Origin of the sequence: Shewanella sp. 5S214 (genome assembly GCF_041439795.1) — a bacterium.
Lineage (GTDB): Bacteria > Pseudomonadota > Gammaproteobacteria > Enterobacterales > Shewanellaceae > Shewanella > Shewanella vesiculosa.
Genome location: NZ_JBGOOV010000049.1, coordinates 1 through 11,832, shown reverse-complemented (window position 1 = coordinate 11,832; position 11,832 = coordinate 1). Strand labels below are relative to the sequence as shown.

The window sequence follows — 11,832 nt, the reverse complement described above, 5'->3', positions numbered from 1 at the left end:
TAAGATGAAAGCCCTAGCAGAAATGCTAGGGCTTTTTTCGTTGGGCGATAAAAAGATAACAACATAAAATCCCGCGGCGGTTCGTTGAAGTGACAAGGTTGCGAGATTGTAGTGCATGGCCCCATCCATGGCATGTTAGCCTCTTTATGAGCAGACCGCGGCCTGTCTTTGTCGCAAAACTCACGGATTAAACCCGTCCGCTCCGGCAACGTAAGTTGAAGGCTTTTGCTGTAATGCAAAGGCCTTTTTGTGTCTGTAATTGGGTCAAATAGGTAATAATATTAGCGAAGTTATCACTGATACACAGATTTTTAGTTGATGTTAACTGTATCGGTGAGCCTGTAAAGTGCTGTGTTAACCGAGGACCTGTGGTGTTTATATCAATATTCACTTGCGCATTTATCAATAACGGGCCTCATTTGCAATGTGAGGCCTTGGTCATTTATTTAAAAATTTATTGCATCACTTCATCTAATAAACGGTTTTAAGTCAGCTCTGTTCTATAAGGAATGCTGCTTTGTGCTCCGCTGCGTGTAACGGCTATTGATGAGGCTAAGTTAGCAAACATTACGGCTTCTGTTAATGATTCTCCTTCGTCTAATGCCACCATTAGTGCACCGTTAAATGTGTCTCCGGCTGCAACCGTATCAATTGCATTAACTATGGGCGCAGGAATGATTTGTCCTTGGCTTTTTTCACTGACATAAGCGCCTTTACTTCCAAGTGTGATAATAACGGTATTAACGCCCTTATGATGAAGGTCTTGTGCTGCTTTCTCTGCGCTTTGTTGATCGATAACCTCAATGCCAGTTAATGCAAAGGCTTCTGTCTCATTTGGGGTGATGATATCGATTAAGCGCAACAAATCATTACTCAGTTTAGCTGCTGGAGCAGGATTGAGTATGGTCGTGCAGTGATACTGCTTGGCGAGGATTAATGCCTGATGAACAGTGTCTAACGAGGTTTCTAGTTGGACTAGTACGTAATCTGCTTGAGCAAACAATGCTTGTTGCTGCTGAATGTGCTCCGCAGACAAATAGGCGTTAGCACCAGGTACAACTCCGATGCTATTCTCACCGTGTTGATTAACAAATATTACGGCAGTGCCGGTACTCTGATTAGCAATATCATAACAGCCACTTAAATTGATTCCATCAGCAGCCCAAGTTTTGCGCATTATTACAGCATTACTATCATCACCCAGAGCACAGATGAAATATACTTTCTGTTGAGGGTTACTCAATCTCCCTGCCGCCACAACTTGGTTTGCCCCTTTGCCTCCAAGTTCTAGCCGATATTGCTGACTAATCAACGTCTGCCCAGCTTGGGGTAACTCATTAAATGTTAGAACATGATCGGCATTAGCACTGCCGACAACTAATAAAGTACTCATGTTTATCCTTAGTTGCCACGCCGATCTAGTTAAATTGGCATGGCATGAGTTCGTTAGTAATCGTTTAAACGCTCAATAATAAAGTCTACAAAACCCGTTCGGTTTATATTAAACAAGACTTTGGCATTATGTGGATTGTTGGTTAATTGATATCGATCAACTACTGTCATACCTTGGGTATATTGCCCTTTAGTTTCAATGCCAACCCAGCAATCAACAGCGGTAAACAATGATGGATTGAGTAACCATGCTATGGTGCAAGGATCATGTAATGGTGCACCTGTGAAACCCCATTTAGGGTCACGATGGTAAATCATAAAGAAGTCGAGCAGTTCGGCGACGCATTTGGCTATTGGGTTGTTGATTGCTCTAATACGTTCAATATCTTCATCCATGATTTGTGCTTCGTGGGTTACATCTAGTCCGCACATCACAATCGGTAAGCCAGATTTGAACACCATATCAGCAGCTTCAGGGTCGACAAAAATATTAAACTCTGCCGCAGGAGTCCAATTGCCCACACCTGCTGCGCCGCCCATCAGTACGATACTATCTATGTTGGAATGTAATTCAGGGTGTGCAGCGAGAAACAGGGCAATATTAGTTAACGGTCCTGTAGGAACAAGGGTGACGGGGTGCTTGCTGCCACGAACCTTATCGGCCATTAGTTCAATAGCGGTTTGTTGTACTGGTGCAAATGCCGGATCGGGAAGTTTTGGCCCATCAAGACCACTTTCACCGTGAACGTTGTCAGCAATAATAAGCTCGCGAGCTAATGGTTTCGGAGCGCCACTTGCAACCGGAATATCATGTCGGCCTAATAGGGTAAGTACACGCAATGCGTTGTTTAAGGTCTTTTCTGGTGTTTGGTTACCGGCACTCGTTGTAATGGCCAACACATCAAGTTTTGCTGAACTTAGTGCTAAAATAAGTGAGATGGCATCGTCATGACCGGGATCGCAGTCGAGAATAACAGGACGTTTCATGGATAATTTCCTTATTCAATAAGAAGGTATAATGTACCACTATCATTGTTGTTGGCTTAATGCTTAAAAAGTAAAATGTGATCTAAAATACCATGGCATAGTGGTTGAGATAATCGATCTGCAGTAACTTGCCTTAGCTCAAGAGTTGTTGCAAATCTCTCAATGTAATTTGTTATTAACCATGCCGTGATGGATGGGTTGTTTTACGCTACAGTGTGGTTTTATTAAGTAGGTAGGATTATGAATTGTCGTTTAGGTTGCGGTGCTTGCTGTATTGCGCCTTCTATTACTAGTGCAATACCGGGAATGCCAAATGGTAAACCTGCAGGGGTGCGTTGTATCCAATTAAATGATGCTAACTTATGTATGATATTTGGTCAGCCAGAGCGTCCAGAGGTATGCGCTGAGTTTAGTGCAAGTATCGATGTATGTGGTACTAGCAATGATCAAGCTTTATGGTTGATCACTGATTTAGAGTCATCAACATGTTAATCTGCACTTATTATTTATCTTGGATATTTTAGACCATGCAACTAACCCGATATACAGATTTTGGTATCCGCATTTTAATGTATCTTGCTGTGCAATCTGAACGCGAAACTTTGTTTCGAATTGCCGAAGTCACCAGTGTATTTGATCTTTCTTCAAATCATGTGGCAAAGATAATCCATCAATTAGGCAAGATGGGATATTTGCAAACGGTCAGAGGCAAAAGTGGTGGTTTTAGATTAGCAAAGCCAGCCGATGAGGTGGTAATAGGGCAATTGGTTCGTGATTTAGAGCACTCATTAGCGCCTATCGATTGTGAGTCACCATATTGCCGCTTTACACCAATATGCCGATTAAAAGGCGTGTTAGCGCAGGCTGTTTCAGCTTATTTAGTGGTGCTTGACCAATACACATTAGCAGATGTTGTCGCGAATAAATCACAAATTCTAGCAACGTTACCAGACTTATCTATCTCAGTGTTGCAGGTGGAGTAGCTTGAGTTGATAAAGCAACATTGAGATCATCAAATAATTGAGATGTTGGCAGTAATGTAATGCCATTGTCATTTAAACGAGCCAAATTAGCGTTCAGAAATCGGATGGTTTCAGGATAAGGATGGGCAATAGCAATCAGCTTACCTTGTTGTTTTGATTGTGTAATTATCAGTTGGAACTGTTTTTCAAGCGCTCGCTCACTAGTGTCGTTATCTAAAAATATCTGTCTTCTCATCGATGGCACACCAAGCTGCATCGCCTTGTTGCTAGCTTTAGTATATTTAGTCGTAAAGCTGTCGATAAAAAACAGTTGTCGCTCTTTTAAACTCTGCATTACCCATAACATCTGCTTATCCATTTGAGTCAGTAAGCTGCCCATATGATTATTAGCCCCTTTAGCAAACGGAATATTAGCGAACGCACTTTGTAACTGTTGTTTAATTTGCACTTCAGTCATGTCGTTGGTTAATCCTCCCGGCCCTAATGCTTTACCATTTAAGGCTTGCATTGGCAGGTGCAACATAATTTCATGGCCTTTGTTGAAACCATCAGTGGCCAGCTTTTTTCCTAGCGGAGTATGCGGTAATACCGATAAAGTGATGGCATTGGGTAATAACAATGCGGCTTCGTCAGTTGAACGATAACCTATATCGTCAATGATAATGGCTAGTTTGGCTGCCGTGGCAGGCATGATGCTACAGAGGCTGAGTAAGATAAATAGTAGATTGCGCACGAATTTGACTTATCTAGTTGGGTGAGTTTAATTGTTCAATGACATGCATAACAAGACGATTATAAACACAGTTACACAGCTTGATATAGCATTTGTTAAGAGAGTGCTACTGAATAGCGTCGTGCAGTGTTATTTTATATCTGCTATTACTTATCCGTGAGCCGATTTTATATCGCGTTTGGTTAAGCTTAACGGCAATAATAAGCTGGATCGACGGCCTTACCTTTGTTGCGAATTTCGAAGTACAGTCCTGGCTCACTTTGTCCGCCTGAACGACCGACAAGTGCAATAGACTCACCCGTTTTGACCATGTCGCCAGGTTGTCTCAATAATGTTTGGGCGTGACCATAGAGGCTCATATAGCCCTTACCATGATCAATCACTAACACCATACCAAAACCTCGTAGCCAGTCGGCATAAATGACTTTACCTGATGCAACCGCATTGATATTTTGTCCTTCTGGCGCCGAAAGTACTGTGCCTTTCCAAACAATCTGTCCTGAGCGACTGCTGCCAAAGCGTTTACTCACTCTACCTTTGGTTGGCCATGTTAATTTGGCTTTTTGATTCAATAACCCATCCATTGTTGGGTTAGATTTGGCGGCTACCATGGCTTGTTGCACGATGCGCTTTAAACTTGCCTCTTCTATTTGCAGTTGTTCTAATTCTGCGCCTTTACTCGATAAGGTGCGCTGTAATTGAGTCAGAGTTTGCTGGCGTTGACCTTGCTCTTTAGTTAATTGCAGTGCTTGTTGTTTTTGATCTATCACTAAAGCATTGAGTTTTTGCTGCGCAGTGACTTGTAGTTGTTTTACTTTATTAAGGTCAATACTGGTTTGCTTCAGCTGCTGGATAGCGTCTATACGGGCATTATTCAGAAATTGATAATACGCCAGCATACGTTCAACCGTGGCTGGATTTTGCTGGTTAAGCATCATTTTGGTGTAATCATGATTACCGGCTAAATAAGCACTCGATAATTGTTTTGATAAGGTGTCTTGCTGACTTAGTTTCAGTTTAGCTAAGTCAATTTGTTGTTTATCCAGCTCTTTAAGTTTGATGTTAACCTCAGACAATGCCTTTTGTGATTGATTAACTTGTTGAGCGGCTTTTGCAATCGCTTTTTCATCACTTTTAAGCAGTGAAATGAGCTTCTCGCGTTGCTTCGAGGTATCTTTAAGGGAGTTTTGTTGTTGGTTTATTTGCGCTTGGATAGACTTCAAAGCCGATTGGCGTGAAGACAAATCGGCACTAGTTGCCGTAAATGAGAAGATTAGAAAGCCAGCAATAATGCTGGCTTTAACAAATAAACGAGTTATCACGAGTTAATGTTTACTCTTTAAGGTCAATGATACAGCGTCCACTCATTTCTTTCGGGATGCTTTGGCCCATTAAGGTTAACATAGTTGGCGCAATATCGCTCAAACGTCCACCATCTTTTATTACCGCATCACGGCCGACATAAACGAAGGGCACTAAGTTACTGGTGTGAGCTGTAAATGCTTGTCCATTAGACAGATCTGTCATCTTCTCCGCATTACCATGATCGGCAGTAATCAAGCATTCGCCATCAACTTTAGCTAAGGCTTCAACAACTCGACCGATACAAGCATCAACGGCTTCACAAGCTTTAACTGCAGCATCAAACTTACCGCTATGGCCTACCATGTCACCATTTGGATAGTTACAAATAACCACATCATATTTATTTGATTCAATTGCGGCGACCAATTTGTCGGTTAATTCAGTTGAACTCATTTCAGGTTGTAAATCGTAAGTTGCGACCTTAGGTGACTCAATTAAAATGCGATCCTCGCCTTCAAATGGCTCTTCTTTACCGCCATTAAAAAAGAAGGTCACATGGGCATATTTTTCAGTTTCTGAAATGCGTAACTGAGTTTTATGCAGATTTTGCAGGGTTTCACCTAAAGTATTCACTAAATCACTCGATGGATAGGCTACTGGAGCCTTAATATCAGCCGCGTAATCAGTTAGCATTACAAAGTTAATTTTTGGTGTTTTATTACGTACAAAACCGTCAAAATCTGGGTTGACAAAGGTGCGAGTAATTTGACGAGCACGATCTGCGCGGAAGTTCATAAAAATGAGCGCATCGTTATCGTTAAGTTCAGCAGCTTCGCCTTGAGCATCAACAATCACAGATGCAGCAACAAACTCATCATTTTCGTCACGCGCATAGGCCGCTTCAAGTGCTTCAGGCGCAGAAGCATAGGTAAACTTGCCTTTACCTTCAGTGATTAACTCGTAGGCTTGCGATACTCGATCCCAACGGTTGTCGCGATCCATCGCAAAGTAGCGACCAATAAGCGATGCGGTACGGCCATGACCTAATTCAGCAAATAGTTCATCAAAATGAACCAAGCTATTTTTAGCACTACGAGGTGGTGTATCTCGGCCATCTAAAAAGGCATGCAAGTACACTTTAGTCGCGCCGCGTTCAATAGCCATGCGACACATTGCTTCAATGTGTTCTTCATGGCTGTGTACACCACCGGCAGACAACAGCCCCATAATGTGCACCGCACCATTTGCGGCAATGGCTTTGTCTACTGCATTGCTAAGCGCAGGATTTTGTTCAAACTCATGATCGGCAATCGCTTTGCTGATGCGAGTGAGTTCTTGATACACGATGCGGCCTGAGCCGATATTGATATGGCCAACTTCAGAGTTACCCATTTGACCATCAGGCAAGCCGACGTCGATACCAGAACCCGAAATAAGACTGTGAGCATATTGTGCATTGAGCTTATCTAAAACAGGAGTCTTAGCATGAAAAACCGCGTTATCTTGCGTGTTTTCACTATAACCCCAGCCATCAAGGATAAGTAATGCGAGTGGACGTTTCTTTGTCATTATGCAAATACCTTTAAGTTGGAAATAGAAGAGTTAGAAAATTTCAATTGTATGAATATTACTACTTATCGATAGTGTGCAAAAGGCATATAGGTTTGAAGATATAACCAAAGCTGCTGATAACGAGGGGCGAGTCACGAATAACTCAGCGTAAAGCGTTTATTTTCGGTGTTTCTTTAATGAAAACTGCCGAGCAAAACGATATACTCGGGCCATCTCATCTTAGTCATCGTCAGAGAAATCAGTAATTATGCAAGAATATATGGAATTTTTTAAAGCGAACCCAATGTTAAGTTTAGCGTGGGTCGGCTTGTTTGTAGCGCTTGTTGTTAGTGTCATTAAATCTGGTACATCAAAAGTGAAGCACGTTAGCCATCAAGAGCTAACACTCATGGTAAATAAGCAAGATGCTAAAGTTGTTGATGTGCGTGGAAAAGAAGAATTTAAAAAGGGTCATATTGTTGATGCGCTTAATGTGACCTTGTCTGAAATAAAAAATAATCAAGTCACTAGCCTTGAAAAGTTCAAAACCAGCCCCATTATATTAGTATGTAACTCAGGTATGACATCGTCACAAGCCGCTCAACTTCTTACTAAACAAGGATTTGAGAATGTGTTTAACCTTAAGGGTGGCATGGGTGAATGGCAGGGTGCTAATTTACCCGTAGTTAAAAGCAAGCGTTAATATGGTTGCTTAATTGTATTCAGTGTTAATGCATTTGGGTATGAATTAACACTGTTTATTATCAAGATCTTGCTCGTTATGATTTATCGAGCTGGATCAACTTTACGGGATAGCACTAATGTTAGATTAATTCTTTATACATTAAGTGTGACAGCCCAACACAATTAGCTTCACAGAAAAGCTAAATAACATTGATAGGTAGGAAATTATGGCTGAAGTAGCAAACAACGAAGCACAAGCACCACAGTTCAACATTCAGCGTATTTATACAAAGGATTTGTCTTTTGAAACGCCAAATAGCCCTGCTGTTTTCCAGAAAGAATGGAACCCAGAAGTAAAATTGGATTTAGATACTCGTAGCAACAAGCTGTCAGATGACACATTTGAAGTTATCTTATCGTTAACTGTTACTGCTAAAAATGGCGAAGATACTGCCTTTTTATGTGAAGTTCAGCAAGCGGGTATTTTCTCAATCGTTGGCTTAACTGAACAACAACTTGCCCATTCTTTAGGCGCATATTGCCCTAACGTATTATTCCCGTATGCACGTGAATTAGTCGGTAACTTAGTTGGTCGTGGTACTTTCCCACAACTGAATCTTGCTCCAGTTAACTTTGATGCACTATTTGCTCAGTACGTTCAACAGCGTCAAGCTGCTGCAACTGAAGCAGCAACTGCATAATTTATGAATAATGCTGCCGAAATTACGGTATTAGGGGCGGGGTCTTATGGCACCGCCCTTGCTATTTCTTTAGCCAGTAACGGTCATAAGACATTGCTTTGGGGTCACGATCCTAAGAGCATGCAAGTGTTAGCTGACAGTCGCTGTAACGAGCGTTTTCTTCCTGGTATTCAGTTCCCCGATTCTTTAGCAATCGAACCGGATTTAGGCAAAGCACTCGCGGCAAGCAAAAATATCTTAGTGGTTGTGCCCAGCCATGTGTTTGGTGATGTACTCAAACAAGCAAAGCCATTACTGCGAAAAGATGCACGGATTGTATGGGCAACCAAAGGCTTAGAGCCTGAAACTGGTCGTTTATTGCAAGATGTTGCACGTGAGCAATTAGGTGAACAATATCCATTAGCGGTATTGTCAGGGCCTACGTTTGCTAAAGAGCTAGCCGCAGGCTTACCGACAGCTATTTCTGTAGCAGGTACTTGCCCCGAGTTTACTCATGATTTGGTTGAACTACTTCATAGCCCTAAACGTCTGCGTGTATACGCAAATGACGACTTTACTGGCATACAATTAGGTGGTGCGGTTAAAAACGTCATTGCTATTGGTGCTGGCATGTCAGATGGTATTGGCTTTGGTGCTAATGCACGTACAGCATTAATTACCCGCGGTTTAGTCGAACTTAGCCGTTTAGGTGTTGCGCTCGGCGCAGATGCCTCAACCTTTATCGGCATGGCGGGTTTGGGTGATTTGGTATTAACTTGTACCGATAATCAATCGCGTAACCGTCGTTTTGGCTTAGCTTTAGGTCAGGGCAAAGACGTGATCACCGCGCAAGAAGAAATTGGACAAGTGGTTGAAGGCTACCGCAATACCAAAGAAGTGTTTACCTTGGCTAAACGCCTTGGGGTAGAAATGCCGATTACCGAGCAAATTTATCAGGTGCTTTATCAAGGTAAAGCGCCAATTGAAGCTGCTAAAGAGTTACTTAGCCGTGAAAAAACGTCTGAAACACTCAAAAAATAGTGTCACACAGAAGCTAAGTTAATCGTGAGTAGTAACAAAAAAGGATGCTAAAATAGCATCCTTTTTTGCATTTGATGTTTATCAGTTAACTGTTAAACAACCAATTGAAACAGTGTGGAGTAAAACGTGAAACATCATGACGTAATCATTATCGGTGCCGGTGCGGCAGGACTAATGTGTGCTGCGACAGCGGGCTATAGAGGTCGTGATGTGTTGGTGTTAGATAACGCCAAACAAGCTGGTAAAAAAATTCTTATCAGTGGTGGTGGGCGTTGCAATTTTACTAACCAAAAAGTGGAGCCGCACCAGTTCATTTGTGGCAATCCGCACTTTGTTAAATCGGCATTAGCGCGCTATCGATCAAGTGACTTTATTGACTTGGTTGAACGTCATGGCATTGAATACCATGAGCGTGATCATGGACAATTATTTTGTAATGACTCCGCTAAAGACATAGTCACCATGTTAATGACCGAGTGTGAATGGGCCGGGGTCAAGGTTCAGCTGCGTACTGAGATTTTATCGGTCAACAAAACCGATACCGGATTTACCTTAAGCACCTCTAATGGTGACTTTAGCTGCGGATCACTGGTTATTGCCACTGGTGGCTTATCCATGCCCAAATTAGGTGCTACGCCTTATGGTTACAAGCTTGCTGAGCAATTTGGTTTAAAGGTTCTGCCGACCAGTGCTGGTTTGGTTCCTTTTACTTGGCATGCCGAACAAAAAGTCCGCTTTGAGCCGTTATCGGGTATTGCTGTACCAACCACAATTACCGCGCAAGATGGCACCCAGTTTAGCGAAGCCTTATTATTTACTCATCGCGGCTTATCAGGCCCCGCGGTACTGCAAATTTCAAACTACTGGCAGCCAGGTGAAGCCATTTCTATCAATTTATTACCGGGTGAAAACGCGTTAGATAAAATTGAATTTGCACTGAAACATCATCCGAAACAAAGCCTGCGTAATACCCTGAGCCAATGGTTACCTAAACGCTTGGTCGATGCACTGTTTGAAGAGTCGCTATTAGATAAAGCGCTAAATCAACTGGGTCACGGTGAGCGTGAAAAGTTAGCAAACGAATTAAATAACTGGTCAATTATTATGAATGGCACAGAAGGTTACCGCACCGCAGAAGTGACTTTAGGTGGTGTTGATTCTAATGAGCTGTCATCTAAAACCATGCAAGCTAACAAAGTACCAGGATTGTATTTTATTGGTGAAGTAATGGATGTAAGTGGTTGGTTAGGCGGGTTTAATTTTCAATGGGCCTGGTCATCCGGTGTCGCGGCAGGGTTGGCGGTTTAGTTGTGAATTGAAGGAATTAAAACGAAGACAGATGAAATTGAAGCGAAGACAATCTTTTTGTGAAAATTGCTTAATTTCAATCTATCGCATTGATTATTAATGTTAAAAAGACTGTCTTCGTTTTGACTATCTAAAACCACCAGAACAATACCAATTACTATAATGTCATTTTAGATTTGATATCGTGATAGTTAAATAGTCAAAGCATGTACTTCCTTAGTAAACTTTTGGTTTGGTATTTTTACAATGAAACGTTAACAATAAATGATGTTGAGACAATTGAAATGAAAGAAACCATCTAAACCAGAATAGGTTTAGATGGTCGTTCGAGTGCAAAAAGATTTTCAATGAAAATATTTATCTGAATTATGGCTTGACATTTTTAGTGAAAATTTAGTTTGGACTGTATTATTTTTGATATATCTCATTTAAATAGGGAGTATCCACACCTTAATGCGCCTTATTATTTAGCCTACCGGTATTTTCACCACCAACTAACTTGAAAAATTAAAAAATCAAAATCAACATTAAAAAATATTAAGTAAATCAGGATCAAAAGTGATCCCTTCTAATTCAGAATCAAGTATTAAGCGCTTGAAGGAGTCATTACAGAAGATTGAATAACCGCCTTGTAGCTTTGATTTAAATACAAGCTTATTTGCAATATCTTGTTCATCAAAAGCAAGGATCTTTAAGCCGTCTTCATATCCATCTAGAAATTTCACTTCACATAAAGATTTATCTTCTTGGCCGAAAACAAGTGGGTTGAATAACATCAGCGGCTCACCATCTGCCTCAACTCTAACAAACTCACCATATGGCCTAAGTCTATCTCCTAATAGCAAATATGAAGGCTGAGTGAGTACAAGAAAATTTGTAAGCACATTAATATCAAAATTTTGCAACTTGGCTTGTGGGAAATAGTGACAGCTAAAAGTACCAGCCCATAGTTCAAGAATACTCGTATTATCATCAGGCAAGGCTATTAGTCTCTTCACAACATCATCAAATGAGTGGTCGCTATTACTAACAATTTGATTGGTCATATTAACAAAATTGAGATCGATTAGATCATACGAACCATGTGGCTTTTTTAATTGATATGCGCTCATATTCCTTTCCAAAGTTCATCTTTATCTTCAAAAATCATGCTCGGTAACGTTCCTGT

The 11,832-nt window shown here is 41.3% G+C and carries 12 protein-coding genes; 6 read left to right on the top strand and 6 right to left on the bottom strand.

Features of this window, described 5'->3' with window-relative positions; all coding sequences use genetic code 11:
- Positions 1-484: 484 nt before the first annotated feature.
- Positions 485-1,393, bottom strand: coding sequence for a ribokinase (gene rbsK, locus ACED29_RS20555; protein ID WP_371698605.1), 909 nt, complete (start codon positions 1,391-1,393; stop codon positions 485-487).
- Positions 1,394-1,446: 53 nt separating this feature from the next.
- Positions 1,447-2,379 carry a pyrimidine-specific ribonucleoside hydrolase RihA gene (gene rihA / locus ACED29_RS20550; protein WP_124016621.1) on the bottom strand — a complete coding sequence of 311 codons (933 nt, stop codon included), beginning with the start codon at positions 2,377-2,379 and terminating at the stop codon, positions 1,447-1,449.
- Between the two features lie 240 nt (positions 2,380-2,619).
- On the opposite strand from rihA, the gene ACED29_RS20545 reads away from it, so the two are divergent.
- Complete coding sequence (locus ACED29_RS20545; protein ID WP_124016622.1) at positions 2,620-2,871, top strand: YkgJ family cysteine cluster protein; 252 nt, start codon at positions 2,620-2,622, stop codon at positions 2,869-2,871.
- 35 nt (positions 2,872-2,906) lie between these two features.
- Positions 2,907-3,362, top strand: a complete 456-nt coding sequence (locus ACED29_RS20540) for an Rrf2 family transcriptional regulator (RefSeq protein WP_371698603.1) — start codon at positions 2,907-2,909, stop codon at positions 3,360-3,362.
- Here the strand turns inward: ACED29_RS20540 and ACED29_RS20535 are convergent.
- From ACED29_RS20535 to gpmM, 3 genes are all read right to left on the bottom strand, one after another.
- Positions 3,337-4,095: a divergent polysaccharide deacetylase family protein gene (locus tag ACED29_RS20535; protein ID WP_371698602.1), complete on the bottom strand. Its 759-nt coding sequence runs from the start codon at positions 4,093-4,095 to the stop codon at positions 3,337-3,339. The two genes, ACED29_RS20540 and ACED29_RS20535, sit on opposite strands and share 26 nt — an antisense overlap.
- Before the next feature lie 188 nt (positions 4,096-4,283).
- A complete protein-coding gene (locus tag ACED29_RS20530) occupies positions 4,284-5,417 on the bottom strand; it encodes a murein hydrolase activator EnvC (RefSeq protein ID WP_124016624.1) in 1,134 nt (377 codons plus the stop codon).
- Between the two features lie 10 nt (positions 5,418-5,427).
- Positions 5,428-6,972, bottom strand: coding sequence for a 2,3-bisphosphoglycerate-independent phosphoglycerate mutase (gene gpmM, locus ACED29_RS20525; RefSeq protein WP_182723225.1), 1,545 nt, complete (start codon positions 6,970-6,972; stop codon positions 5,428-5,430).
- A 247-nt stretch (positions 6,973-7,219) separates the two neighbouring features.
- On the opposite strand from gpmM, the gene ACED29_RS20520 reads away from it, so the two are divergent.
- The 4 genes from ACED29_RS20520 to ACED29_RS20505 all read left to right on the top strand — a co-directional run bounded on the left by ACED29_RS20520 (position 7,220) and on the right by ACED29_RS20505 (position 10,664).
- Entirely contained in the window at positions 7,220-7,654 is a 435-nt protein-coding gene (locus tag ACED29_RS20520) for a rhodanese-like domain-containing protein (RefSeq protein WP_124016626.1), read from the top strand.
- Positions 7,655-7,862: 208 nt separating this feature from the next.
- Positions 7,863-8,336, top strand: a complete 474-nt coding sequence (gene secB, locus ACED29_RS20515; RefSeq protein WP_124016627.1) for a protein-export chaperone SecB — start codon at positions 7,863-7,865, stop codon at positions 8,334-8,336.
- Between the two features lie 3 nt (positions 8,337-8,339).
- The gene (gene gpsA / locus ACED29_RS20510) at positions 8,340-9,356 is read left to right on the top strand and encodes an NAD(P)H-dependent glycerol-3-phosphate dehydrogenase (RefSeq protein WP_124016628.1); all 1,017 of its coding nucleotides are present in this window, start codon (positions 8,340-8,342) and stop codon (positions 9,354-9,356) included.
- Between the two features lie 126 nt (positions 9,357-9,482).
- Positions 9,483-10,664 (top strand): NAD(P)/FAD-dependent oxidoreductase, encoded by a 1,182-nt coding sequence (locus ACED29_RS20505; RefSeq protein ID WP_124016629.1) that lies wholly within the window; start codon positions 9,483-9,485, stop codon positions 10,662-10,664.
- Positions 10,665-11,191: 527 nt separating this feature from the next.
- Here ACED29_RS20505 and ACED29_RS20500 read toward each other — a convergent pair.
- On the bottom strand, positions 11,192-11,776 hold the full coding sequence (locus ACED29_RS20500; RefSeq protein ID WP_371698600.1) for a hypothetical protein: 585 nt from the start codon (positions 11,774-11,776) through the stop codon (positions 11,192-11,194).
- Positions 11,777-11,832 lie beyond the last annotated feature (56 nt).

Excerpts from the sequence above, each read along its gene's own strand:
- secB (WP_124016627.1), top strand. The coding sequence starts at position 7,863 with ATGGCTGAAGTAGCAAACAACGAAGCACAAGCACCACAGTTCAACATT.
- ACED29_RS20540 (WP_371698603.1), top strand. The coding sequence starts at position 2,907 with ATGCAACTAACCCGATATACAGATTTTGGTATCCGCATTTTAATGTAT.
- ACED29_RS20500 (WP_371698600.1), bottom strand. The coding sequence starts at position 11,776 with ATGAGCGCATATCAATTAAAAAAGCCACATGGTTCGTATGATCTAATC.
- rbsK (WP_371698605.1), bottom strand. The coding sequence starts at position 1,393 with ATGAGTACTTTATTAGTTGTCGGCAGTGCTAATGCCGATCATGTTCTA.
- rihA (WP_124016621.1), bottom strand. The coding sequence starts at position 2,379 with ATGAAACGTCCTGTTATTCTCGACTGCGATCCCGGTCATGACGATGCC.
- ACED29_RS20545 (WP_124016622.1), top strand. The coding sequence starts at position 2,620 with ATGAATTGTCGTTTAGGTTGCGGTGCTTGCTGTATTGCGCCTTCTATT.
- gpsA (WP_124016628.1), top strand. The coding sequence starts at position 8,340 with ATGAATAATGCTGCCGAAATTACGGTATTAGGGGCGGGGTCTTATGGC.
- ACED29_RS20520 (WP_124016626.1), top strand. The coding sequence starts at position 7,220 with ATGCAAGAATATATGGAATTTTTTAAAGCGAACCCAATGTTAAGTTTA.